At 32.7% G+C, this 23,281-nt stretch carries 26 protein-coding genes; 10 read left to right on the top strand and 16 right to left on the bottom strand.

Annotated features, from left to right (window positions below):
• Positions 1–2 precede the first annotated feature (2 nt).
• Together ccoS and GR162_RS12815 are read right to left on the bottom strand one after the other, a co-directional pair.
• Positions 3–194 carry a cbb3-type cytochrome oxidase assembly protein CcoS gene (gene ccoS / locus GR162_RS12820; protein ID WP_095930917.1) on the bottom strand — a complete coding sequence of 64 codons (192 nt, stop codon included), beginning with the start codon at positions 192–194 and terminating at the stop codon, positions 3–5.
• A 115-nt stretch (positions 195–309) separates the two neighbouring features.
• Positions 310–2,697, bottom strand: a complete 2,388-nt coding sequence (locus GR162_RS12815; protein WP_160782495.1) for a heavy metal translocating P-type ATPase metal-binding domain-containing protein — start codon at positions 2,695–2,697, stop codon at positions 310–312.
• 202 nt (positions 2,698–2,899) lie between these two features.
• On the opposite strand from GR162_RS12815, the gene GR162_RS12810 reads away from it, so the two are divergent.
• Positions 2,900–3,583, top strand: coding sequence for a Crp/Fnr family transcriptional regulator (locus GR162_RS12810; protein ID WP_129748689.1), 684 nt, complete (start codon positions 2,900–2,902; stop codon positions 3,581–3,583).
• Here GR162_RS12810 and mazG read toward each other — a convergent pair.
• The 3 genes from mazG to def all read right to left on the bottom strand — a co-directional run bounded on the left by mazG (position 3,580) and on the right by def (position 5,583).
• Complete coding sequence (gene mazG / locus GR162_RS12805) at positions 3,580–4,350, bottom strand: nucleoside triphosphate pyrophosphohydrolase (RefSeq protein WP_129748688.1); 771 nt, start codon at positions 4,348–4,350, stop codon at positions 3,580–3,582. The two genes, GR162_RS12810 and mazG, sit on opposite strands and share 4 nt — an antisense overlap.
• Positions 4,351–4,446: 96 nt before the next feature.
• Positions 4,447–4,932 carry a DUF5606 domain-containing protein gene (locus tag GR162_RS12800; RefSeq protein WP_160782494.1) on the bottom strand — a complete coding sequence of 162 codons (486 nt, stop codon included), beginning with the start codon at positions 4,930–4,932 and terminating at the stop codon, positions 4,447–4,449.
• Positions 4,933–4,992: 60 nt separating this feature from the next.
• Positions 4,993–5,583 (bottom strand): peptide deformylase, encoded by a 591-nt coding sequence (gene def, locus GR162_RS12795; RefSeq protein WP_066032212.1) that lies wholly within the window; start codon positions 5,581–5,583, stop codon positions 4,993–4,995.
• Positions 5,584–5,784: 201 nt separating this feature from the next.
• On the opposite strand from def, the gene GR162_RS12790 reads away from it, so the two are divergent.
• Positions 5,785–8,007 carry an FUSC family membrane protein gene (locus tag GR162_RS12790; protein WP_160782493.1) on the top strand — a complete coding sequence of 741 codons (2,223 nt, stop codon included), beginning with the start codon at positions 5,785–5,787 and terminating at the stop codon, positions 8,005–8,007.
• A gap of 40 nt (positions 8,008–8,047) precedes the next feature.
• Here GR162_RS12790 and GR162_RS12785 read toward each other — a convergent pair whose 3' ends face one another.
• The 5 genes from GR162_RS12785 to GR162_RS12765 form a co-directional block, all read right to left on the bottom strand.
• Positions 8,048–9,541 carry a malate:quinone oxidoreductase gene (locus GR162_RS12785; RefSeq protein WP_160782492.1) on the bottom strand — a complete coding sequence of 498 codons (1,494 nt, stop codon included), beginning with the start codon at positions 9,539–9,541 and terminating at the stop codon, positions 8,048–8,050.
• Between the two features lie 126 nt (positions 9,542–9,667).
• Complete coding sequence (gene ruvX, locus GR162_RS12780) at positions 9,668–10,081, bottom strand: Holliday junction resolvase RuvX (RefSeq protein WP_160782491.1); 414 nt, start codon at positions 10,079–10,081, stop codon at positions 9,668–9,670.
• 44 nt (positions 10,082–10,125) lie between these two features.
• Positions 10,126–10,407: a type II toxin-antitoxin system RelE/ParE family toxin gene (locus GR162_RS12775; RefSeq protein WP_160782490.1), complete on the bottom strand. Its 282-nt coding sequence runs from the start codon at positions 10,405–10,407 to the stop codon at positions 10,126–10,128.
• Complete coding sequence (locus GR162_RS12770; RefSeq protein ID WP_160782489.1) at positions 10,397–10,630, bottom strand: hypothetical protein; 234 nt, start codon at positions 10,628–10,630, stop codon at positions 10,397–10,399. Before GR162_RS12770 ends, GR162_RS12775 begins: the two co-directional genes overlap by 11 nt.
• 139 nt (positions 10,631–10,769) lie before the next feature.
• The gene (locus GR162_RS12765; protein ID WP_008462642.1) at positions 10,770–11,402 is read right to left on the bottom strand and encodes a PAS domain-containing protein; all 633 of its coding nucleotides are present in this window, start codon (positions 11,400–11,402) and stop codon (positions 10,770–10,772) included.
• A gap of 261 nt (positions 11,403–11,663) precedes the next feature.
• Between GR162_RS12765 and GR162_RS12760 the strand changes: the two genes are divergently transcribed.
• Positions 11,664–12,479 (top strand): 2,3,4,5-tetrahydropyridine-2,6-dicarboxylate N-succinyltransferase, encoded by an 816-nt coding sequence (locus GR162_RS12760; protein ID WP_008462641.1) that lies wholly within the window; start codon positions 11,664–11,666, stop codon positions 12,477–12,479.
• Positions 12,480–12,546: 67 nt separating this feature from the next.
• Here the strand turns inward: GR162_RS12760 and GR162_RS12755 are convergent, their stop codons facing one another.
• Positions 12,547–13,296, bottom strand: coding sequence for a glycosyltransferase family 2 protein (locus GR162_RS12755; RefSeq protein WP_160782671.1), 750 nt, complete (start codon positions 13,294–13,296; stop codon positions 12,547–12,549).
• A 126-nt stretch (positions 13,297–13,422) separates the two neighbouring features.
• Here GR162_RS12755 and GR162_RS12750 point away from each other — a divergent pair, with 126 nt between their 5' ends.
• Both GR162_RS12750 and GR162_RS12745 read left to right on the top strand, forming a co-directional pair.
• Positions 13,423–14,487 carry a glycosyltransferase family 9 protein gene (locus GR162_RS12750; RefSeq protein ID WP_160782488.1) on the top strand — a complete coding sequence of 355 codons (1,065 nt, stop codon included), beginning with the start codon at positions 13,423–13,425 and terminating at the stop codon, positions 14,485–14,487.
• Between the two features lie 21 nt (positions 14,488–14,508).
• Positions 14,509–15,279 carry a glycosyltransferase family 2 protein gene (locus GR162_RS12745; protein WP_160782487.1) on the top strand — a complete coding sequence of 257 codons (771 nt, stop codon included), beginning with the start codon at positions 14,509–14,511 and terminating at the stop codon, positions 15,277–15,279.
• On the opposite strand, the gene GR162_RS12740 is transcribed toward GR162_RS12745, so the two are convergent.
• Complete coding sequence (locus GR162_RS12740) at positions 15,260–16,027, bottom strand: lipopolysaccharide kinase InaA family protein (protein WP_160782486.1); 768 nt, start codon at positions 16,025–16,027, stop codon at positions 15,260–15,262. The two genes, GR162_RS12745 and GR162_RS12740, sit on opposite strands and share 20 nt — an antisense overlap.
• A gap of 60 nt (positions 16,028–16,087) precedes the next feature.
• On the opposite strand from GR162_RS12740, the gene GR162_RS12735 reads away from it, so the two are divergent.
• Together GR162_RS12735 and GR162_RS12730 are read left to right on the top strand one after the other, a co-directional pair.
• Complete coding sequence (locus tag GR162_RS12735; protein WP_160782485.1) at positions 16,088–17,059, top strand: hypothetical protein; 972 nt, start codon at positions 16,088–16,090, stop codon at positions 17,057–17,059.
• Between the two features lie 75 nt (positions 17,060–17,134).
• Entirely contained in the window at positions 17,135–17,695 is a 561-nt protein-coding gene (locus GR162_RS12730) for an L-threonylcarbamoyladenylate synthase (RefSeq protein ID WP_202393940.1), read from the top strand.
• Between the two features lie 252 nt (positions 17,696–17,947).
• Here the strand turns inward: GR162_RS12730 and GR162_RS12725 are convergent, their stop codons facing one another.
• On the bottom strand, positions 17,948–19,072 hold the full coding sequence (locus GR162_RS12725; RefSeq protein WP_160782484.1) for a cysteine desulfurase family protein: 1,125 nt from the start codon (positions 19,070–19,072) through the stop codon (positions 17,948–17,950).
• Between the two features lie 87 nt (positions 19,073–19,159).
• On the opposite strand from GR162_RS12725, the gene GR162_RS12720 reads away from it, so the two are divergent.
• Complete coding sequence (locus GR162_RS12720) at positions 19,160–20,155, top strand: hypothetical protein (protein WP_160782483.1); 996 nt, start codon at positions 19,160–19,162, stop codon at positions 20,153–20,155.
• A 147-nt stretch (positions 20,156–20,302) separates the two neighbouring features.
• On the opposite strand, the gene GR162_RS12715 is transcribed toward GR162_RS12720, so the two are convergent.
• Together GR162_RS12715 and GR162_RS22165 are read right to left on the bottom strand one after the other, a co-directional pair.
• Complete coding sequence (locus GR162_RS12715; RefSeq protein ID WP_160782482.1) at positions 20,303–20,854, bottom strand: Smr/MutS family protein; 552 nt, start codon at positions 20,852–20,854, stop codon at positions 20,303–20,305.
• A gap of 1 nt (position 20,855) precedes the next feature.
• A complete protein-coding gene (locus tag GR162_RS22165) occupies positions 20,856–21,029 on the bottom strand; it encodes a hypothetical protein (RefSeq protein WP_008462622.1) in 174 nt (57 codons plus the stop codon).
• A gap of 108 nt (positions 21,030–21,137) precedes the next feature.
• On the opposite strand from GR162_RS22165, the gene GR162_RS12710 reads away from it, so the two are divergent.
• The gene (locus tag GR162_RS12710) at positions 21,138–21,422 is read left to right on the top strand and encodes a DUF2752 domain-containing protein (RefSeq protein WP_160782481.1); all 285 of its coding nucleotides are present in this window, start codon (positions 21,138–21,140) and stop codon (positions 21,420–21,422) included.
• A gap of 174 nt (positions 21,423–21,596) precedes the next feature.
• Here GR162_RS12710 and GR162_RS12705 read toward each other — a convergent pair whose 3' ends face one another.
• On the bottom strand, positions 21,597–22,298 hold the full coding sequence (locus GR162_RS12705) for a DUF1003 domain-containing protein (protein ID WP_160782480.1): 702 nt from the start codon (positions 22,296–22,298) through the stop codon (positions 21,597–21,599).
• A 190-nt stretch (positions 22,299–22,488) separates the two neighbouring features.
• On the opposite strand from GR162_RS12705, the gene GR162_RS12700 reads away from it, so the two are divergent.
• Positions 22,489–23,280, top strand: coding sequence for a serine O-acetyltransferase (locus tag GR162_RS12700; protein WP_035690666.1), 792 nt, complete (start codon positions 22,489–22,491; stop codon positions 23,278–23,280).
• Position 23,281: the final 1 nt, after the last annotated feature.

Here is a 23,281-nt window from a genome sequence, read left to right as displayed (position 1 = left end):
AATTATACTTGTTTTTCTTCGATTGGTGAATTATTATTTTGGGAATTAATTTTGGTTTCGTCATCAAAAAGAATTCTGACTGAAGGCGTATAATCATCATCATACTGTCCAGATTTGACAGCTGCGATAAAGGCAATAAAGAAACAGATTGCCACAAAAATACTTACTGAAATTAATAAATAAATAACACTCATACCTTGGATTTATATTAACAAAATTACTCTGTTAAAGAGGCATAAAATATGATAATTATCATAAACAAAAAGATATGTTAAATTTATAAAAAATATCTTTCAAAACAATTTAAAATCATTCTAAATTTTTGTTACTGAAATAGTTAGACATAAAAGTAACAAAACTTACAATCGTAATTGTACTAAGCGGCATGATGATCGCAGCCACCAATGGAAGCAGGTTTCCTGTAACTGCAAATGCAAGCCCAATAACATTATAAATCAGTGATAATGTAAAACTCATTTTTATGATCAAAATAGCTTTATGGGAAAGCTTTAAGAAGTAATTGAGACGTGAAAATTCTGTTGCGTCCAAAATGGCATCACAGGCAGGCGAAAAGACATTTACGTTTTCTGATATTGAAATCCCTACGTTACTTTGAGCCAATGCTCCAGCATCATTCAATCCATCGCCAACCATCATTACATTTTGCCCTTTTTCCTGAAGTTTCTTTATGTATTCTAGTTTTTGCTCGGGTTTTTGATTGAATATCAACTCGGTACCTTTTGGCAGAATGGATTCCAGGTTTGATCTTTCACCATCATTGTCACCAGAAAGCACTTTTATTTGGTAATTTTTGCTCAGATTTACAAAAAGTGTTTCTAAGCCTTCTCTATATTGGTTCTGAAAAGTATATTTCCCAAAATAGAACTCTCCTATTTTAATGTGCAATGCTGTCTTCTCAATTTCCGAACCATCAGCAACTATATCATTAACAAATTGTCCAGATCCAATTTTTATTTCTTTCCCATCAACAAGAGCCAAAATGCCTTTCCCCGTAATTTCTTGAAAGTCTTCTATATTAATGCGTTTCGCTTCTGGCAGAAAATCATAAAGCATTCGGCTTAATGGATGGTTTGAACCTCGCAATACATTTTTAATCAATATAATATCTGAATCTGAAATAGAATTTCCTTCATACATTATATTCGACTTTTTGTTAGTTGTAATAGTTCCTGTTTTATCAAAAACTATTGTATCAACTTTGGCAAGCTGTTCGATTACAACAGCATTTTTCAAATAAAATTTCTTTTTACCTAAAATTCGCAATATGTTTCCAAAAGTAAACGGGGCGGTGAGAGCCAGTGCACACGGGCAAGCTACGATCAATACCGCTGTAAAAACATTAAAAGCAGTATTAGCATCTTTAAAAATCCAATAACCAAAACCAGCAAATGCAATGAGCAATAATATGGGGGTAAAATATCGACTTATTGCATCTGTTATAGTCTTATGCTTCTGGTCTACTTTTTTCTGAAAAATCTCGTTGCTCCATAATTGGGTTAAATAACTTTGAGAAACAGAGTGCAAAACTTCCATTTCGATTACTTTACCAATCTGTTTTCCTCCCGCAAAGACTTTATCTCCAGATTTTTTAGTAATTGGGACTGCTTCTCCTGTAACAAAACTATAGTCAATTTCGGCGCTTTCGCTAATTAAAATTCCATCAACAGGAATAAGCTCTTGATTTCTTATTAATAACCGGTCTCCTTTTAAAACATCATAAACAGCAACGTTTTCCTCAGAAGCATCTTTATTGATTTTAGTAACCGCAATTGGAAAGTATGATTTGAAGTCCCTTTCGAAACTTAAAAAACTATAAGTTTTAATTTGAAACATTTTGCCAAGAAGCATAAAAAATATCAAACTAGCCAAACTGTCAAAAAAACCTGGACCATGATCCATCAGCATATCATAAGTACTGCGAATAAACATCACGATAATTCCTAAAGCAATCGGGATATCAATATTAAGCATTCTCGTTCTAATGCTATGATAAGCAGAAACATAATATCCGCTTGCTGAGTATAAAAAAGTTGGCAGTGCTAGAAGAAAAATCAATAATCTGAAAAATGGTTTGTAACTATCGAGCCAGAACTCTTTCATTTCGAAATATTCTGGAAATGAAAGCAGCATAATATTTCCGAAACAGAAAAATGCAACACCCAATTTATAGGTTAAACTTCTGTCGATTTTTGCTTTTGCTGATCCGTAATTTTCTAAACTAATATAAGGTTCATAACCTATAGAACTTAGGAGATAAACTATTTCTTTTAACGAAACTATATCTGAATTAAAGGTAATTCTAACTTTCTTTTCGTGAAAATTAACTTGAGAAGTGCTAATTCCTTGCTGAAGACGATTTAGGTTTTCTAAAATCCAGATGCAAGAACTGCAATGGATATGCGGAATATTTAACGAAACAATCGAAGTGTTGCCTTCTTGAAACTCTAAAACTTTTGCTAGAATAGTTTCATTTTCTAAAAAATCATATTTTCCTTTGATGTCTTGCGGTGTGGCTCCTGGAGACTTTTCAAAATCGTAATACGATGTTAGGTCGTTGATGCTGAAAATTTCGTAAACTGTTTTACAGCCAGCGCAACAAAACTTTTTATTATCAAAATCAATTTCTTCATTTTGTTCAATAGTTAAACCACAATGAAAACAACTTTGCTCCCTCATAAACTTGTTTTTATTTGCCACAAATTTCCAATTAAAGCACAATTATTAAGATGATAATTGTCATGTTATTTTGAAATTGGATTCCTAAATTTATAAAATAAAAAGCTCAAAAAAGAATTAACCCTAATTTATAATAAATTTACCTTCTAAAGGTGGTTAAAACCCTCAAATATCCTTACTTTTGCAGCAAACAAATATTGTCATGAATAAATGTGATCAATGCATTGTACGCCAGTTAAGCTCATTAAAAGCCCTTAACAAAGAAGAAGTTATTAAGTTAGCCAGCAGCAAAACGACTTACAAAATTAAAAAAGGTGAGGCTCTTTTTGAAGAAGGTGAAGTAACAAATGGTGTTTTCTGCGTAAAAGACGGTGTTGGAAAACTTTCAAAACTGAGCGCAAACGGAAAAGACCAAATTGTTAAATTGGTAAAATCTGGTGAACTTCTTGGACAGCGTTCTATGATTAGCAATGAGCCTGCAAATTTGACTGCAAAAGCGATTGCCGACATGGAAGTTTGTTTTATTCCTAAAGCTGAAATCATCAATTTCTTTAATAATAACAATCAGTTTTCTTTAAATATGATGCAATCTGTTTGCGAAGATTTAAAGGAATCTGAGAACGAAAAAATTGCTTTAGTTCAAAAAACAGTTAAACAGAGACTTGCCGAAACTTTACTGCACCTACATGATGAATTTGGCGAAGATACTGACAAAACACTAAGAGTGCAACTAACAAGAGAAGAACTTGCAGGCATTATTGGTACGGCAACAGAAAGCTGTATTCGTCTATTATCTGATTTTAATAAATTAGGACTAATAGAATTAGTTGGCAAAAAAATAATGCTTAAAGACGTTCGCGCTTTAAAGAAATTGGCCGACAACTAAAGTTTTTTAGCTTCATTCCAGAAAACATCCATTTCTGTAAGCGTCATATCCATTAAAGGTTTACCTAATTCGTTTGCTTTACTTTCTAGGTATTGAAAACGTTTAATAAACTTTTTATTGGTTCTTTCTAAAGCATCTTCTGGATTTACATTTAAGAATCTTGCGTAATTAATCATAGAAAACAAAACGTCTCCAAACTCGTCTTCAATTTTATCTTGATTTCCAGTTTTTACTTCGTCTTGCAATTCCTGCAATTCTTCTTGCACTTTATCCCAAACCTGATGAGGTTCTTCCCAGTCAAACCCTACTCCTTTCACTTTATCCTGAATTCGGCTTGCTTTGACCATTGCTGGAAGACTTCTAGGAACGCCTTCTAAAACAGATTTTTTGCCTTCTTTAAGCTTTAGCTTTTCCCAATTTTGTTTTACTTCTTCCTCATTTTCCACCTTTACATCTCCATAAATATGAGGATGACGATGAATCAATTTATCACAGATTTCATTACAAACATCAGCAATATCAAAATCATTAGTTTCACTGCCTATTTTGGCATAGAAAACAATATGAAGCAGTAAATCGCCCAATTCTTTTTTAACTTCATTTAAATCATTGTCCAGAATAGCATCTCCTAGCTCATAGGTTTCTTCGATTGTTAAATGTCTTAATGTCTGAAGAGTTTGTTTTTTATCCCACGGACATTGCTCACGAAGTTCATCCATGATATTCAATAATCTCTCAAATGCTTTTAACTGGTTTTCTCTGCTCATTTTGAACTTTCTTTTGATTTAAACTCGATTCTGTAAAATTAAAAAATCCTGTCAAGAAAACTCTCAACAGGATTATATATGTTTAAAGAAAAATGACTATTCTTCTTTTTTAGCTTTTGCTTTTTTAGCAGCTGGAGCTTTTTTTGGTTTTTCAGCCGCAGCTGGCGCTTCTTCTTTTGGTTCTTCAGCTGCAGGAGCTAAATCTGTAACTAGTCCTTTTGCTTGAAGTGTATTATACCAGCTTAATACTTTTTTAATGTCTGATGGATAAACTCTTTCTTCGTCATAATCAGGAAGAATTTGTTTAAAATAAGCAGACAAAGTAGCGTTATCTTCTTTATGAGAGATAGCTTGTCCTTTGTTTTCTTTAACGGCAATCTGCTGCATTACTTCAGTTAACGGTTTTTCGCCTTCATAAGTATAAATCGAAATTTCAGACAATAAACTTACATTGCTTTTTAGATTTACAGTAATCTTCTTCCCATCAATTAATGATTCCGCCACAAAACCTGTACGAGTTTGTACTTTTAATTCGTATAAACCTGGTTTTCCTGAAATGGCTAAAATTTTCGTTAAATTCATTTTTATTAAAATTAGTATTAAGAATTTTATTTATTTTTTGCTTCTAATTATTTAGAAAACTTATCTTGCTTTTTTAGCTGCGTAAAATTTCATTCTATATTCCTGAGACGTTTTTCCCTCAGTAATATTTTTCAATTTCTTTTGGATTAAACGTTTTTTTAGAGATGAGATTTTATCTGTAAACAAGATTCCTTCAATATGGTCGTATTCATGCTGGATAACTCTTGCAATTAACCCGTCGAACACTTCCGTTTTCATTACAAAATCTTCTTCACAATATTCGATTGTAACAGTTGGTTTTCTGTAAACGTCTTCACGCACATCAGGAATACTCAAACAGCCTTCATTAAACCCCCACTCTTCTCCTTCTTCTTTAACGATTTTAGCATTGATAAAAGTCTTCTTGAAACCTTTTAAATCTTTTTGTTCCTCTGAAGGAAGATCCTCATCATCACTAAAAGGCGTTGTATCTATCACAAACAAACGAATTGGCAGTCCAACCTGCGGTGCTGCAAGTCCAACTCCATACGCATTGTACATCGTCTCGTACATATTTGCGATCGTTTCTTTTAGGTTTGGATATTCTGGTGTAATATCCTGCCCTACTTTTCTTAAAACAGGATCACCGTATCCTACAATTGGTAAAATCATTTGTTTTTATTTATGTTTTAATGTGCTGCAAAAACAGAATTAAAGTTCTGATATTTCAGCTGGCAAAAATAGTAAAAAATAGTCAATGAATAATTCTAATACTGCATTATATCATATTTTTTGCAAGCCATTAAAAATCTCATCTATAATTATGCCAAAATCACTCCTACAATTCTTACCTTTGTTAGTAAACCTCTTTTTATGATTGACCGAATTTCGAAATTTACTAACAGTACTTCCTTTCTCAATGCCTCTAAAGTAACTATTGCTTCTGTTGTTCCTGTTTTAGTTTTAAATTTTCTTGGTCATTTTGAAATCGGATTTACAATTGCGCTTGGTGCATTTTACACTTATCCCAGCGACATTCCGAGTTCTCTCAGCCATAAAATAAAAGGGTTAATTGCCGCTTCTTTTATTGTTTCTGGAGTTAACCTTTTGGTAAATCTTGTTTATCCATTTCCTATACTTTTTTATATCTTTTTAGGATTTCTGCTGTTTTTATGTTCTATGATTTCGGTTTACGGACAGCGAGCTACTTTGATTTCTTTCTCTGCTTTATTATCGATTTCTCTATCCTTTGGACATTTACATGAAGGTTGGGAAGCTTTTGAATATTCAGGCTTTATTTTTATTGGAGGAATTTTGTATTTGATAGTATCGCTTGTTTTTCATTTTGTACAGCCTTATAAATATGTAGAATTACAAATTGCCGAAGGAATAAAACTCACAGCCAAATACCTTAAATTAAGAGGCGATTTATGGAGTCCAGAAGCCAACAGGAAAGCAATTATAGAAAAGCAGCTGGCTGTACAGGTGGAATTAAATCTTATTCACGAAGATTTAAGAAAAATGCTCATTGGAAACCAGAATACTTCTGGAACTACAAGCCAGAACAGAAAAATGCTTTTGGTTTTTATTACTTTGGTCGAAATTCAAGAATTGGCTTTATACACTTCATTTGACCACAGCAAACTTCATGAAAAATTCGCCAAACATCCAGATGTTTTAAGAACCTATCAAAATGTAGCATACAAATTAGCCTCTACCTTAAAAAAGCTTTCAAAAAATGTGAACCATATTAGTACTTATGTTGACAAACATGATTTGAAAAATGAATTGGATGCTCTTGAATTTGCCATTTTTGATTACGAAAAGACATTAGGAAAAGAAGAAGCGGCAGAAGGCGTTTTAATGCTGACCAATATGCTGAAATATGCAAAAAATCAGGTTGGAAAAATTAAAACGATCCAGCGTGCGCTTTCTTTGGCAATGCAGTCATATAAATTGAAAGACAAAGACAAAGAGCTTGAAAAGTTTTTAACTCCTCAGTATTACCCGCTTCGAACTTTAATTGAAAACTTAAGTTATTCTTCGTCAATTTTCAGACATTCTATACGATTAACCATTACGATTTTGATCGGTTTTTTTCTTGGACAAGCGCTGCCGTTTCAAAACGTATATTGGATTCTCCTTACCATTGTAGTCATCATGCGTCCTGGTTATGGTTTGACTAAAGAGCGGTCTTACAACAGAATGTTTGGTACTGTTCTGGGAGGAATTATTGCTTTTGGAATTGTATCTGTCATTCAGAATCATGTTGCGTTGAGTATTTTCTCTATTGTATGTATGCTGCTCGGAATTTCATTTACCCAAATCAATTATAAGATTAGCGCAACATTTGTTACCATGTACGTGGTTTTCATCTACGGAATTCTAACCCCAGATATTAATGAAGTAATTCAATACAGAATATTAGATACACTTGCAGGAGCAACTTTAGCTTTTATTGCCAATCAGTTTTTATGGCCGGCTTGGGAATTCATCAATACACCTATCCATATTGAAAACACCATTCGAGCCAATAGAAATTACTTAAAAGAGATTGCAGATTTTTACAATAAGAAGGGAGAAGTTCCAACTTCATATAAATTAGCCCGAAAAAATGCCTTTGTTGAAATAGGAAATTTAATGACTTCTTTTCAGCGTATGATGCAGGAACCTAAGTCGAAACAAAAAACAATGCCTTTGGTAAATAAATTGGTGGTTTTAAATCACTCTTTGTTATCTGCTTTGGCGTCACTTTCAACTTATATTCAGTCGCATCAAACCACTTCTGCATCTGATTCTTTTAATTATATCATCAAGACTATTTTAGCCAATCTGGATCATTCTATTTCTGTATTAAGAAACGAAGTTGTGGTACAAGATACTTTTTTTGAAAAAGAAGATGTGACTTTGCAATTTGAAGAATTAAAGCGCAGGCATTTTACCCGTTTAGCAGAAGATGATGATTTGGACAAAGAAACGCGACAAGCGAAAATGCAGGAAGCGCAAATGGTAATTGAGCAATTAATCTGGATGAGCAATCTGGCAGAAAAAATTCTAAAAAATACAACCGACTTAAAAGCAACAAATCCAGATTAATTCATCTGGATTTGTTTTTTTTTATTGAAATATGAGAAGCTTAATTTAATTTTAAAACTTCTGCTGTTTGTTTTCTAAGCTGTTCTAAAAGTTCTGGCTTGTCGTTTAAAGTCTGTCCATAAGATGGAATCATTGTTTTTAATTTTGCTTGCCATTCTGGTGTTTTAATCTGATGTGTAAAACATCTGCTAATTAAATCAATCATAATTGCCACAGCTGTAGAAGCACCCGGAGAAGCACCCAATAAAACTGCTAAAGTTCCATCGTGTGTATTAATAACTTCTGTACCAAATTCTAAAACCCCACCTTCTTTTTCATCTTTTTTGATTACCTGAACACGCTGACCTGCTTTTTCTAATTTCCAGTCTTTTGAACGTGCTGTTGGAAGATATTCGCGCAAAGCTTTCATTCTGTCTTTTGGAGACTGACGCACTTGCTCTATCAAATATTTCGTTAATGGAATATTGTGATATCCAGCAGCCAACATCGGAATTAAGTTGTTACGTTTAATAGATAGTGGCAAATCTAAATATGAACCATTTTTAAGGAAGCGAGTTGAGAATCCTGCGAATGGCCCAAAAAGAAGCGCTTTTTCACCATCAATTACACGAGTATCAATATGAGGAACAGACATTGGAGGAGCTCCAACACTTGCTTTTCCATAAACTTTTGCTTGATGTTTTGCAATTACTTCTGGATTTGTACATTTCAGCCATTGTCCGCTTACAGGGAAACCTCCATATCCATTTCCTTCTGGCACATTTGCTTTTTCTAATAAAGGAAGAGAACCTCCTCCTGCACCAATAAATACAAATTTAGTATAGGCTTTACGAGTTTTTCCAGTTGACAAATCCTTAATTTTAATTCTCCAAGATTTATCTTCACGCTGTCTTAGTTTTTTAACTTCATGATTGAAGAACAAAGAAACACCGTCTAGTTTTTCTAAGTAATTGAACATACTTCTGGTTAAAGCACCAAAATTAACATCGGTACCAATTTCCATATGTGTGGCAGCTAGTTTTTCGTCAGCACTTCTGCCTTCCATTACCAATGGCATCCATTTTTGAAGCTGTTCAAAATTGGTACTGAAAGTCATATCAGAGAAAATTGGATTGCTTTGCAGCACCTCAAATCTCTTTTTTAAATAATCTACGTTTTTATCTCCCCATACAAAACTCATATGAGGCACACTTTTAATAAAATTATCCGGAGACGGCACTTTGTTTTGCTGTACCAAGTAAGACCAAAACTGGCGAGAAATCTCGAATGATTCTGCAATACTTATTGCTTTTTTAGGATCTATGCTTCCGTCTGCCTTTTCTGGAGTATAATTTAGTTCACAAAAAGCAGAATGTCCCGTTCCTGCATTATTCCAAGCATCAGAGCTTTCTGCTGCAGCAACATCTAATCTTTCGTAAATTTCAATTTTTATATCTGGTTGTAATTCTTTCAAAATTACTCCAAGAGTGGCACTCATTATTCCAGCGCCAATGAGTACTACATCACTATTTGAACGTATGGTTTCGTCAGGCATAACAGTATTTTTATTTAAAGTGCAAAGGTACTTTTTTAATTGCAAAAAAAAACTAATTTTTAGATGATAAAAGTTAGGATTTTCTAAAAACCATTAAATTATAAATAAAAAATACGACGAACAGCGCTATTTTTTTGCGGAAAGATAATCTTGAAGCATAATTGTGGCAGAAATTTCGTCTATTAAACCTTTGTTCTGACGCTGTTTTTTACTTAAACCGCTGTCGATCATGGTTTGAAATGCCATTTTTGAAGTAAAACGCTCATCAACACGAATCACTTTCATGTCTGGAAAGATGTTTGAAAAATGCTTTGCAAAACCATTAATCACTGAAGCGCTTTCTGATGGCTGTCCGTTCATTTGTTTTGGTTCGCCAATCAAAACCGCTTCGACTTTTTCTTTAGCAAAATAATCTTTTAAAAAGTCAACCAAATTGCGGGTAGGAATCGTAGTTAAACCCGAAGCTATAATCTGCATTTCGTCTGTAACTGCAATTCCGGTGCGTTTTTGTCCGTAATCTATTGAAAGGATTCTTGGCATGTTTTGAAATTTTTATAAAAGTAAGGAAGGTGAAATTATAATCTTTAAAGGGATTCTTTATATTTTATAAAACCGAAAACGAAAACAATGTCTTTATCAGCATCAACCTCATAAACACAGACGTAACCTTTAAAAACATAATCTCTAATATTTTCATCATCAAAATATTTCGACTTAGTAAAATGAAAAGGATGTTTTAAATCTTTTTTAATGTTTTTAAGCAAATCTTTTCTAAACTTTAGCGCTGCTCTAGGTTTATCTTTATAAATATAATGAACTTGGTCTTTTAATAATTCTAAAAATTCATTCGAAATTTTAATTGTCATATTCCGAAAATGTATTGTCTAAAATTGAGTCTACTTCATCTACTGAATACAACTTTTCATTACCACTTTTTAATTTAGCATAAGCTGCATGCACCTTTCTTTTATCGTTCTCAAAGTCAGAGTCTTCTTCTATAATCCTCAATTCACTAGGAGAAAACTTGCTTAGCAACTTAAGTACCTTCTCCCTAATCTCTGGTTGAAATTCTAATCTAATCGCTTCCATAATGCTTTCATTTTACAATACAAATATAAACCTTTTAAATTCATGTTTTTTTTTTAAATTAAGCTTAAAACAAAAAATCCGTCCTGAAAACTCAAGACGGATCTTTATCCAAATATTCAAACCTAAAAAATAACTCAATTTATCTTCCGAACAAACGGCTGAAAAAACCCCTATGTTCTTCTTCCTCTCCTGCATCCTCTTCTTCAGAATAATTAGCAAACTTAGATTGTGACTTTTCATGTTCGTAAATCAGCTCCTTAATATATTCAACGTAAGTTCTCTTTTTCTCTTCTAAGAATCCTATCAAGTACTTCTCGCTAAATTCTACTCCGCTTGCTGCTTCGATCTGCAATAACTTTTTATACAAAGGTTCAATATGCATCGCAATTACTTCTTGCGGTACGGCTTGCCTTCTTCCGAAATAATTTACAATAACGTCGTTTTCGTCGCGGGCAATTTCAAAATCTGTAATTACCCAATAGTATCTTCCAGACTTTGCAAGGTTTTTTACAATAGCGTGAAAGTTTTTACCGTTTTTAAGATTTTCCCAAAGCACTTTAAAAATTACTTTTGGCATATCTGGGTGACGTATGATATTATGAGGCTGTCCCATTAATTCATAATCTTCGTAACCACAAACATCTACAAATACTTCGTTGGCATATTCAATAATACCGTATGCATTTGTTTTACTCATGATAACCTGAGTCTTATCCCAGCTTACTTCTTTGTCAATGATTACTCTGTTTTGAAGGTGATTTTCTTGATTCATATTTTACTGCTTATATGATTATTTATGGAATGGAATGTTGATCAACACTGCGAAATTAAAGTGAAGAAAAAAGAGAAATCCTGACTTTTGTCATATTTTGATATAAAAAAAACTTCTAGTGGTAATAGTATTAATCAAAAACTCATATGTGTTTACTAAGCCTACAAATAAGAAACAAAAAGTTAAATCTGTAACATTTTCAAGCAGTTTTGCTTTTTTGCATTTCTACAAATACGTTATCTTTGCCAAAAAATTAAACGTATGAATTCTTTACAGACTATAATTGAACAAGCTTGGGAAAACAGAGCTTTATTGCAAGAAACTACAACCACAGATGCCATTAGAGAAGTGATCGAATTGGTAGACGCAGGAAAATTACGTGTTGCTGAACCAGTTGGTGACAAATGGCAGGTAAACGAATGGGTTAAGAAAGCAGTTGTTATGTATTTCCCGATTCAGAAAATGGAAACATGGGAATCTGGTATTTTCGAGTACCACGATAAAATGTTGCTGAAAAGAAATTATGCTGAAAAAGGAATTCGTGTGGTGCCAAATGCTGTTGCTCGTTATGGCGCTTACATCTCTAGCGGTGTAATCTTAATGCCAAGTTACGTAAACATTGGTGCTTATGTAGACGAAGGAACAATGGTTGACACTTGGGCAACTGTAGGAAGCTGTGCTCAAATTGGTAAAAACGTACACTTAAGCGGTGGTGTTGGTATTGGTGGTGTTCTTGAGCCATTGCAAGCTGCTCCAGTAATTATAGAAGACGGCGCTTTTATCGGTTCTCGTTGTATTGTTGTTGAAGGTGTTCACGTTGGTAAAGAAGCTGTTCTTGGAGCTAACGTATGTTTGACTGCCTCTACAAAAATTATCGATGTTACAGGTGATGAGCCAGTTGAAATGAAAGGTTATGTACCTGCTCGTTCTGTGGTTATTCCAGGAAGCTATACTAAGAAATTTGCTGCTGGAGAATACCAAGTTCCTTGTGCGTTAATCATTGGAACTCGTAAACCATCTACAGATTTAAAAACTTCTTTAAACAATGCGCTTCGTGAGTACGATGTTGCGGTATAGATTTAAAAAATCCTAAAATTAAAAATCCAAATTCCAATTGATTATTTATATTGGAATTTGGATTTTTTTATTTGTTGCTTTTCTGAAGCTTTATAAGCTTGGCATATTTCATATAAGAGAAAAAAGCCTGAATCATTGCAATTGTCAATCCGTCAAGACCATTGAAGATTCCTTTTTTAAAGAAATAACAGCGAACAAAAGCTACAGTTCCGTTTAGGACAGGTTTAAAAGCATTTATTCTTTTCCCTTGATCAAATAATTGCTGGGCATGCCATCCAGAATATTGGTTCTTTTTTGCAATAATTTGGTCAAAAGAATCCCATCCGTAATGCAAAATGTGAACTGCCACCTTTTTTTCGTTTTGGGCAATAATTTTCTGGTGCACTTTAGATTCTGAAGGATGAGCCGTTTTTTTATTGAAGAAACGAACTTTATGATCTGGATACCAACCTGAAAAATCAATTAATTTATCTGCCAAAAAGTTTTTAACTCTAAAACTCATAGCATCGTAATTTCCTTCCAAATACTTTTTCTGTAGAATAAATTCCTCAGCATCTTTATCAAGAAATTCATCTGCATCAAGATTTAAGATCCAGTCATTTTTGCAAAAAGGCAATCCGTGCGTACGCTGCGGACCATCTCCTAAAAATGCCTGTTGAACAACTTTAGCTCCTTTTTCTTTAGCTATTTCTACTGTACGATCTTTGCTGAAAGAATCTACAATAATGACTTCATCACAGACTTTAAATAAAGCATCAATACATTTTCCAATGTTTTTTTCTTCATTGAAAGTAATAACCAGACCGCTAATTCCCATTGTAAATTTTAATTTGTTGAGCACAAAAATATAACTTTTTAATTTAGTTTAATCTTATTGCCGCCATCACTTGTAGACTTCATAAAATAGTTTGTATTTTAGCCTTCTAATTGAACAAAAACCCAAATGAGAATATTAGTCATTCAGCAAAAAAGAATTGGAGACGTCTTAACGAGCACAATTATTTGCAACAATCTTAAAGCCAAGTTTCCAAACTCTACAATTGACTATATGTGTTATCCTAATTCGATTGATGTTCTTTTAGAAAATCCGAATATTGATAACATCATACCGGTGACTAATAAAATCCGAAAATCGACTTTTGAGTTTATTAAATTCATTTTTGAGATTCGAAGGAAAAAATACGATGCTGTAATAGACGTATACAGTAAATTGGGAACTAGTCTAATAACTTTTTTCTCTGGCGCAAAATATAAAGTTTCTTACCATAAGTGGTATTCCAACATATTTTATAATTACAGTTACGAGCGTTTTGATGCCATAAAATCTGAATTTGGTTTGGCAATTGAAAACAGATTATTGCTTCTTAAACCTTTTTTCTCTGAAAAGATTACAAATGTAAAACCAAAGATCTTTTTAAAAGAATCTGAAATTGCTGAAGCAAAAAACATTTTAAAAAGCTATAATGTAGATCCAGAAAAACCATTGATTATGTTTGGAATTTTAGGTAGCGAGCATTACAAAACATATCCGCTTGACGGAATGGCAAAAATTATTGATTTTACTGTAGCCAAAACAAATGCCACGATCCTATTTAATTATATTCCAAACCAAAAAGAACAAGCTTTAGAGGTTTATAATTATTGTTCGGAAGAAACCAAAAAACATATTATTTTTGATTTATACGCAACCGATTTGCGTCAGTTTTTAGCCTTACTTTCTCAATGCGAGATGCTTATTGGAAATGAAGGCGGCGCTGTAAATATGGCTAAAGCTCTTGAGGTTCCAACTTTTTCTATTTTTACTCCTTCTGTTAGAAAAGAAACATGGCAATTATTTGAAAATGAAGCAAAAAATGTTTCAGTTCATTTAAAAGATTTAAAACCTGAAATCTACGAGAAACATACAGAGCAATACATAAAAGAACATACTTTCGAATATTACGCTGAATATCCTTTGGAATTAATGCTCCAAAAGCTCGAAACTTATTTTCAAGAATATAAAAATTGAAAAAAGTAAAAGGAATCTATAATGAATAATGAAAAGCAAAAATTATCAGTCCTGATTATTACGCTTAACGAAGAACAGCATATAAAATTACTTCTGGAAGACATTGATTTTGCTGACGAAATAATTGTCATCGATTCCTACAGCACCGATAAAACAGTAAGCATAGTTGAGTCTTTCAAAAATGTAAAATTAATTCAGCACCGTTTTGTTGATTATACTTCTCAACGAAATTTTGCCTTGGATCAAGCAAAAAATTCATGGGTTTTATTTATTGATGCCGACGAAAGATTAACATCAGGATTAAAATCTGAAATTGTTACTGCAATTAATTCTGAAAATGCTATAAGCGCTTATTTTATCTACCGCATTTTTATGTTTAAAGATAGTCGATTGAATTTTAGCGGCTGGCAAACCGATAAGATTTTTAGGCTTTTAGACAAGTCAAAATGCCGATATAACGAAGAAAGAACCGTTCATGAGAAATTAATTGTAAACGGACCAATTGATTCCCTAAAACATAAAATCATACATTTTTCATATTCGTCCTATGAAGACTATAAATCAAAAATGCATCATTACGGAATTCTTAAGGCTAATGAAAAGTTGGTTAAAGGAATAAAGCCTTACTTCTTATTGCATCTTCTCCATCCCCTATATACATTCTTGTATCAGTTTATAATCCGCTTTGGTTTTTTGGATGGAAAAAAAGGTGTTATTATATGTTATCTAAATGCTTATAGCGTTTATATTCGCTATAATGAATTAAGAAGAATTACTTCTTCCAGAATTTAAGTTTCTTTTTCAAGCGTTTTTTTCTATAAAACTTCTCTTGAAAATCTGAAGTATATTTCCATAAAGTTTCAAAAATCTTCTTTTCAGATTCTGATTTATAATATTTAGCATATTCATTACTCATTGTCGCAACCATCTCTTCTAAAGGCGTTAAACGACAAAGGTTTTTCATGCGCATTTCAAAAGACATCGAATCATGAAATTCCATTCTGTTCAAGTCAACCAAAAAGAAATCATAATTCCCGCTGGCATTCTTTTTAATTAAAGTATTTCCCGGGGAATGATCTAAAAATTCAATTCCTTTTTCGTGAAGATCAAAGCTAAATTTAGTAAACTGTCTTAAGATATTGTCGCGATCTGGAAAATCTGGAATTTCTACCAATTCTCTATAGGTAAGATCACATTCCAATTGTTCGCTTACATAAAAGCTTTTTTCTAAACCTACTATCGATGAAAATTCAGCAAATGCGATAGGCTTTGGAGTTCCAACTCCCAATTCTAACAATTTGTTTGCAAACTCAAAAGAGCGTTTTGCTTTTGATTTTCTGAAGTATTTATAAGCAATTTTATTGATAAGGTGCGGAACTTTAAACGATTTTATGTTTATTTTTTTATCGTCTAAATCAAAAAGTTTTATCTGATTGCGCTGGCCAATTACAAAGTTTTCTCCTTTTGTATCAAAAAAACGAATATATTCCAAAAGAATATTTTCAAATTTTTCATATCCGCGATTTAATCTTAAAATCATAAAAATTGTTTCAGCAAATTTAGCTAGTTTTACCAACTAATAAAAACTATTTCGTAGATAATGCATATTACTCTTATAAGTTTAGACAACTGGGGACTTAACAAACATATAGCAGCAGACTTAGAAAAACAAGGACATACTGTCCGCCATATCGATTTTAACACTTTCAAATATAAATACCCTTCTGTATTTCATAAAGCTTATAATGTTATATTAAAAGCATTTTTCAAAACCAATTTAAAACACCAGCATTACGGAAAGGAAATTATTAATGAATTAAAGAAAAACGACCAGATTCAAGATGTAATTTTAACTATAAAAGGTGATTTTATAACCCCTGAAAGCATTTTAGAATTTAAAAATTACACTAAAAAATCAATTGGATTTTTTAATGACAACACTTATCGCTGTCCAAAAATCAAAAGAGTTCTTCATTGCTTTGATGAGGTTTTCTCATTTGAAAAAGAAGATTGCGAAAAATTCAATTTAAAATTTGCTCCAAACTGGATTTACAATTCAGAAAATGCTATCTACAACGATAAATTTGAATACGATGTTTTCAATATCAGTTCAATTGACAAACGCCTTCCGATACTAAAAAGGATTGCAGCTAATCTAGCTTCGCAAAACTCAAAATTCAAATTCATTGTTTATGATAAAAAGCAAAAAGACAATGATAAAAATATCACATACATAAAAAGCCATATGCCTTTAAGCGAAGTAAATGATTATATCAATCGTTCGAAAGTGCTTTTAGACATTAACCGACTTGGTCAAATCGGACTTACTTTTAGGGTTTTTGAAAGTTTAGGTTTAGAGAAGAAACTCATAACCACAAATGCGGATATTAAAAATTACGATTTTTATAATCCAAATAACATTTTAATAATTGACGAAAAAAATCCGGTTATACCTGTCGCTTTTTTTGAAAATGAATACGAGAAAATCCCAGATTCCATTTTGAGTCAATACACTTTAAAAGGCTGGACAGATCGTGTTATTTTTCAAAAGAACTCCTTTTATAGTTACTGATAAAAAAGCCTTAAAAAACAATTACAAGTAAAATGCATAACTTTGCATTCTTATTTCAGTATTATTATTTGTAAAATGAACGAAGAAATCATCAACGCATACGAAGTAATTAAAAACGGAGGTATAATTCTGTACCCAACAGATACGGTTTGGGGAATTGGCTGCGATGCCACAAACGCGGAGGCTGTTGCTAAAATCTATAAATTAAAACAGCGAGCAGAAACCCAAAGCATGATTGTTTTAATGAACAGCGAAAAAATGATGTACAACGTTTTTAAAGATATTCCTGAAGTTGCATGGCAAATTATGGATCTATCTGAAAAACCAACTACTTTAATTTTGGATGATGCCAGAAACGTTGCGCCAAACATCATTGCGGCCGACAAATCTCTTGGAGTTAGATTGGTAAAAGAACCTTTTTGCTATAAATTGATGGAAAGAATGAAAAAGCCTTTGGTTTCCACTTCAGCTAACATTTCTGGACAGCCAACGCCGCACAGTTTCAAAGATATTAGTCCTGAAATTATCAATGGCGTAGATTATGTTGTAAAATTAAACCAAGACAAAATCAACGGAAAGTCCTCAACCATTATCAAATTAACTAAAGATTCTCAGGTAAAAGTAATTCGTAAATAGCTTTTTTGTTTCAAGTTTCAGGTTTCAGGTTTCAGGTTTCAGGTTTTTGAAAAACTTTGAGAATAATTTTACCGAAAGTACACAAAAAAGATCTTATTGAAAATCTAAATAGAGTTAAAAAAAGTTCGCAAAGCTTTTGATAAAGCTTTGCGGACTTTTCATTTTAATGGCTCTGAAAAATCTCTTTGTATAATTCTTAGTGCACTTCGCGGTTAAAAAAACTTAAAATCTCAGAACCTTAATCTTAGAAACTTAGACAGTTTTCAAACTCTCAACCAACCAATCGATATCTTCTTTGGTGTTGTTATGACTAAATGAAATTCGGAGATTTGGTAATTTTAAATCAGTCTCCGAAAGCATCTCGTTTAAAACATGCGAAGGTTTTATGCTTCCAGACTGGCAAGCGCTTCCCCTTGAAACCGCAATTCCTTTCATATCCAAACTAAAAAGCAGCATCGAAGTTTTATCTGATGAAAAAGGCAGAATAATATTGATGATGTTATAGAAATCATCTTTCTTTCCGTTGATTCTAAAACCTGGAAAATGAATTTCCAACTGCTCAATCAGATATTTTTTTATACTTGAAATATAAGCTCTTTCTTCGTCTAATTTTTCATAAGAAATAGACAAAGCTTTTGCCATTCCGGCAATCTGATGTACAGCTTCAGTTCCAGCACGAAGTCCTTTTTCTTGTTCTCCTCCAAAAAGCAATGGCTGCAGACCAGAATTTTTTCGAATAAAAGCAAATCCGATTCCTTTTGGCCCGTGAAATTTATGCGCACTAGCCAAAATAAAGTCAACAGGAGTCTTTTGCAGGTCGATTTCTGTCTTCCCAACAGACTGAACTGTATCTGAATGAAACAAAGCATCGTATTGCTTGCAAATCAGACTTACGCGATCTAAATCTAGAATAGTTCCTGTTTCATTATTAACATGCATTAAACTCACTATTGTCTTTTTTTCATCAGACAACAAATTGGACAAATGCGTTAAGTCTAAACTTCCGTCTGGATTGACATTAACGTAATCTACCTGAATATTGTATTCTTCTTGAAGCGCCCAAACGGTATGCAGAACCGCATGGTGTTCAATTTTTGAAGTAATGATTCTTTGTACTTTTAAATCTTCAACTGCAGAACGCAAAATCCAGTTATCAGCTTCAGTCCCGCCAGAAGTAAAAATGATTTCTTGAGCAGTGCAATTGAGATGCTTCGCAATACTCTTTCTTGAAAGTTCTAATATTGTTTTACCGTTTCGTCCAAAACTATGTGTAGAAGACGGATTTCCGTAATCCTCAAGCATTATTTTTGTCATTTCCTGAATAACTTCAGGACGCATTGCTGTTGTTGAGGCATTATCTAGATATACTTTTTTCATTGCTGCAAAGTTAAGAAATATCAATTGTCAAATCTTAAATATCATTTGGCAATTTTTTCACTATTTTTGACCCAAATAAATTTTACGATGAAAAAATATGCTGCCCTCCTATTATTTGCTCTTTTCTTAAACGGATGCGATGATGGAGATTTGACTGTAGATAAAATAGATTTTGAAGATATTGCGGAATCTCAAGCTTGTGATCCTACAACCAATACTTTAATTTATAAATTAAAGTCTCAAGAAGCTCTTTTACTTCAAATGCCAGAAGGAGCAATTATCAATGACAATGGCACCAAAACATACACAATAGATTCTAAAGGCAATGGATCATATAGAGTAGTTTATAGAGCTTATGATGGAACTGTTGCAAAAGAAAACATTTGCGGTACGATTCCGCCAAGCACTCCAAAAGTAACCGAAGAATGGCTTGGAATTGATGGTCTAATCGAAATCGCGACCACTCAACTAGTAGATTCAAGCGCAACTGATGGAAGCACTAGAATTAAAGGCTATGAGCACAGTATTATTTTTAGAAATATCACATTTGCCAAACCAGCAGGAAACCAAACACAAGCAGAATTTGTATTTGGAACATACAATACTGTTATAACACCAGCCAATCTGACTTTCAAAACCAATCCGAATGGTTCTGCTTATGAGTGCGACGAAGTTGCTAGAGTTTACAATTACAACAATACATTCTATTTATCGATTGATGATATAGATCCTACTTTACTTGTCAATGTTGTTACGCCAAGCAATCAGCCTCGTACAAGTTTAATAAGTGCTACACAAAATAAAGTGTTTTATAAAACTGCGAAAGAAGGAACTGGCTCTATAACGCCAGCTTTTGTGTGTGCCAAAATACAGCCGTCTGCACCAGCAATTGAAGAAACATGGACAGGCCAAGTGGGAGTTGCTAATGTAAGCGGAATTATTGAAGTTACTACTACTTTGACCGGGCAAGTTTATGAGCACACAATTGTGCTTAAAAATGTAATTTTACAAAAAGGAAATAGCAGCTTTAAATTGGGAAGCAGTTTTGTTCTTGGAAAAATTAATAGAACAGTGACAAACTAAAAAAATAGATTTCTGCAAAGAAATCAGCAAAAACAATTCCTACAAAAAACGTCTGTTTTTTGATTTGATTTAGTTGTAGAATCATCTCAAAAAACAGACGTTTTTTTATGCTTTAAAGCAGGCCTTTTTACTGCAGAAAAATTGTTTTTATTTATTGTTTTGTCTAATATAAACTTCTGTAGCTCCAAGACCATATTTTTGATAATTGGCATCTTGAAAATCAATTCCGTCATAACGGCCTAATAAAAAATCGAGTTCCGCTTTCAAAATTCCTTCACCAACACCGTGAATAAAAACGATTTTCGGAATGCGGTTTCTTATCGCAAATTCGATATGCCTTTTTGCCGTTTCAGTCTGCAATGTCAAAATATCATAGTTTGACATTCCGCGTTTATTTGGAACCAATTTTTCAATATGCAAATCAAATTCTGGAACACCAACATCACGCTTATCTTTCTTTTCTTTGACAAAACTTCTCGGTTTGGGCTCAGTTTTTTCTTTTGAAACTTCATTTAAATCAAATCTTTTAATAGAATTAATTAAATCACTGGTTTCTTGAACCTTAATCAATTCATTGACTAAAAATGTCATCATAAAACCTTCCTCTGTTTCAATCAAAACCTCGTTATTTTTAACCGAAACTACCGTTCCGTTTATGGCTTCATCAAGTACTGAAACCTTATCTCCTTTTAACAACATTCTACTCCTCTTTATCGTTATTCTTACTTGGCGTTTTTGCACTCAACTGCATCATTCCGAACATAAAAACTACAATTGCAGCAATCATGATATAGATGTTTTTTTCTTCCGAAACCTGTTCGTATAAGGCGACCGAAATCGCAAGAATCATTATTATAATTTTAAAAGTTTTCATCCTTTCTTTATTTTAAGATTTCAAAAATATAAAACTTTCAAATAGTACTTCTATACTGCTCCAAACGTTTGTCATATTTTTTTAGTAAAATTGCAAAAAAGATCTGCCATGAGTTTAGAGAAATATATGATTCCTTGCCTGTTCAAAACCGTGTTTGGTTATGACTGTTTAGGGTGCGGATTTCAGCGGTCTTTATTCTTACTTTTTCAAGGCGATTTTTTAGCTGCTTTTAAAATGTATCCAGCCATTTATACCTGCCTTTTACTCATTATTTTTTCGGCATTTCATTTCTTAGATAAATCAAGAAATTATAAAAAACTAATCTGGAGAATGGCAATCATAAATCTATTTTTTATGCTGGGCGGCTACTATCTTAAACACTTTTATTTTTAGATTTTAGATTTTAGATTTTAGATTTTAGATTTTAGATTTTAGATTTTAGATTTTAGATTTTAGATTTTAGATTTTAGATTTTAGATTTTAGATTTTAGATTTTAGATTTTCTAAAAATCGCTTCGCTCTTTTTTGGAATTTGGGATTTAAAAAATTTGGAATTTTAACCAGCATTTACTTTTTAATCTGATCCAAAATATCGTTCATCATTTCGATTTGCACTTTCTGAATTTCGATTAATTCCTGTTGCTGATGCATAATCAGATGATCAATTTTATCATGAATTAATCTAATTTCCAACTCTGATTTAAGATTAATCATAAAATCTTTTTTAGCTCGATTGCGGTCTTTTTCTTCCTGACGGTTTTGGCTCATCATAATCACAGGTGCTTGTAAAGCTGCAACGCACGATAGAATTAAATTTAAAAGAATAAATGGATACGGATCAAATCCTTTGTTTAAGAAAATAAAAACATTAGACCCAATCCAAATCGAAATAAAAACTACAAACGAAATAATAAAAGTCCAACTTCCTCCAAAATCAGCCACTTTATCTGCCACTATCTGCCCTAGATTTCTTGTTTCCTCCTCTTCTTCCACAATACTTACAATCGATTTATCTTCTTTTAATGAAGAAATAACATTTTTCTCCATTGCAGAAAGCGCTCCAATTTCAGAAGAAAGATAATTTGAAATATATTTTTGGCGATAAACATTTAACTCATTTATAGAAATGCAGTCTTCAGCATCAAAATCAGGATATTCTTTTTTAATCAATCCTAAAATAGGATCATGAATTGCCCTTCCGTATATTTTCTCACTTTCAGGAAAGGAAGCCCCGGAAATATCGCTTTTAAATGTTTGATTGTTTTTCATTTTAATATATTTTATAAGCTAATTTACGCAATAAACTTCTTAAGAATTGCATAAAAAAGAACCGTTTATAATTCGTTTTTTATCACAAATCAAACTTTGCAAGCAAAATTTCTTTCGTTAAATCGTGATTTTATTTCCAAAAAACGCCTTACTTTTAACGTTCCAAAATTATTCATTCATTTTTACCATTGTGACAAAAGACAATATCATACAAAATATAAGAGCTTTAAAGAGCCATTCACACATAAATTACGGCATTAAAACCAAAACGGAAGACTTTACAGAAAAGCTTTTTTATACGCTATTTGATTCGAATGCAGCGTTGGACGAGAGCATTGATGAACTGGAGTTCCGTTTTAAGGAAATTGCGGTTTTAGCCTGCAAAAAACCTCAAAATTTATGCGAATCTATTTGGGACCGTTTTTTAGAAAAGCTCCCTGGCGTTTTAGAAAAGCTAAATCAGGATGCCGAATATATTCTTGAAAATGATCCCGCTTCAAACAGCATCGATGAAGTATACTTGGGTTATCCTGGATTTTATGCCATCGCAATTTACAGACTAAGCCACGAATTATATCATCTCGACTTACTGCTTTTTTCGCGATTAATGAGCGAATACGCGCATAGAATTACAGGTACAGATATACATGCAGGAGCCGATATCGCATCGCCATTTTTTATTGATCACGCAACAGGTATAGTAATTGGTGAGACAACTGTTATTAAAAAACATGTAAAAATCTATCAGGGTGTTACGCTTGGCGCATTAAGCGTAAGCAAGGAAATGAAAAATGCCAAAAGACACCCAACCGTTGAAGCCAATGTCTGCATTTATGCAAACGCGACAATTTTAGGCGGGGAAACTGTAATTGGAAAAAACAGTATTGTTGGAGGAAATGCCTGGATTACCAAATCTATTCCAGAAGATTCCATTGTTTTAAATACCACTACTACTGAAGTCAAAATAAAAGAAAAGAAATAAC

Origin of the sequence: Flavobacterium sp. HBTb2-11-1 (assembly GCF_009826975.1) — a bacterium.
Lineage (GTDB): Bacteria > Bacteroidota > Bacteroidia > Flavobacteriales > Flavobacteriaceae > Flavobacterium.
This window is presented reverse-complemented; position numbering and strand designations above follow the sequence as displayed.

Excerpts from the sequence above, each read along its gene's own strand:
- ccoS (WP_095930917.1), bottom strand. The coding sequence starts at position 194 with ATGAGTGTTATTTATTTATTAATTTCAGTAAGTATTTTTGTGGCAATC.
- GR162_RS12815 (WP_160782495.1), bottom strand. The coding sequence starts at position 2,697 with ATGAGGGAGCAAAGTTGTTTTCATTGTGGTTTAACTATTGAACAAAAT.
- GR162_RS12810 (WP_129748689.1), top strand. The coding sequence starts at position 2,900 with ATGAATAAATGTGATCAATGCATTGTACGCCAGTTAAGCTCATTAAAA.
- mazG (WP_129748688.1), bottom strand. The coding sequence starts at position 4,350 with ATGAGCAGAGAAAACCAGTTAAAAGCATTTGAGAGATTATTGAATATC.
- GR162_RS12800 (WP_160782494.1), bottom strand. The coding sequence starts at position 4,932 with ATGAATTTAACGAAAATTTTAGCCATTTCAGGAAAACCAGGTTTATAC.
- def (WP_066032212.1), bottom strand. The coding sequence starts at position 5,583 with ATGATTTTACCAATTGTAGGATACGGTGATCCTGTTTTAAGAAAAGTA.
- GR162_RS12790 (WP_160782493.1), top strand. The coding sequence starts at position 5,785 with ATGATTGACCGAATTTCGAAATTTACTAACAGTACTTCCTTTCTCAAT.
- GR162_RS12785 (WP_160782492.1), bottom strand. The coding sequence starts at position 9,541 with ATGCCTGACGAAACCATACGTTCAAATAGTGATGTAGTACTCATTGGC.
- ruvX (WP_160782491.1), bottom strand. The coding sequence starts at position 10,081 with ATGCCAAGAATCCTTTCAATAGATTACGGACAAAAACGCACCGGAATT.
- GR162_RS12775 (WP_160782490.1), bottom strand. The coding sequence starts at position 10,407 with ATGACAATTAAAATTTCGAATGAATTTTTAGAATTATTAAAAGACCAA.
- GR162_RS12770 (WP_160782489.1), bottom strand. The coding sequence starts at position 10,630 with ATGGAAGCGATTAGATTAGAATTTCAACCAGAGATTAGGGAGAAGGTA.
- GR162_RS12765 (WP_008462642.1), bottom strand. The coding sequence starts at position 11,402 with ATGAATCAAGAAAATCACCTTCAAAACAGAGTAATCATTGACAAAGAA.
- GR162_RS12760 (WP_008462641.1), top strand. The coding sequence starts at position 11,664 with ATGAATTCTTTACAGACTATAATTGAACAAGCTTGGGAAAACAGAGCT.
- GR162_RS12755 (WP_160782671.1), bottom strand. The coding sequence starts at position 13,296 with ATGGGAATTAGCGGTCTGGTTATTACTTTCAATGAAGAAAAAAACATT.
- GR162_RS12750 (WP_160782488.1), top strand. The coding sequence starts at position 13,423 with ATGAGAATATTAGTCATTCAGCAAAAAAGAATTGGAGACGTCTTAACG.
- GR162_RS12745 (WP_160782487.1), top strand. The coding sequence starts at position 14,509 with ATGAATAATGAAAAGCAAAAATTATCAGTCCTGATTATTACGCTTAAC.
- GR162_RS12740 (WP_160782486.1), bottom strand. The coding sequence starts at position 16,027 with ATGATTTTAAGATTAAATCGCGGATATGAAAAATTTGAAAATATTCTT.
- GR162_RS12735 (WP_160782485.1), top strand. The coding sequence starts at position 16,088 with ATGCATATTACTCTTATAAGTTTAGACAACTGGGGACTTAACAAACAT.
- GR162_RS12730 (WP_202393940.1), top strand. The coding sequence starts at position 17,135 with ATGAACGAAGAAATCATCAACGCATACGAAGTAATTAAAAACGGAGGT.
- GR162_RS12725 (WP_160782484.1), bottom strand. The coding sequence starts at position 19,072 with ATGAAAAAAGTATATCTAGATAATGCCTCAACAACAGCAATGCGTCCT.
- GR162_RS12720 (WP_160782483.1), top strand. The coding sequence starts at position 19,160 with ATGAAAAAATATGCTGCCCTCCTATTATTTGCTCTTTTCTTAAACGGA.
- GR162_RS12715 (WP_160782482.1), bottom strand. The coding sequence starts at position 20,854 with ATGTTGTTAAAAGGAGATAAGGTTTCAGTACTTGATGAAGCCATAAAC.
- GR162_RS22165 (WP_008462622.1), bottom strand. The coding sequence starts at position 21,029 with ATGAAAACTTTTAAAATTATAATAATGATTCTTGCGATTTCGGTCGCC.
- GR162_RS12710 (WP_160782481.1), top strand. The coding sequence starts at position 21,138 with ATGAGTTTAGAGAAATATATGATTCCTTGCCTGTTCAAAACCGTGTTT.
- GR162_RS12705 (WP_160782480.1), bottom strand. The coding sequence starts at position 22,298 with ATGAAAAACAATCAAACATTTAAAAGCGATATTTCCGGGGCTTCCTTT.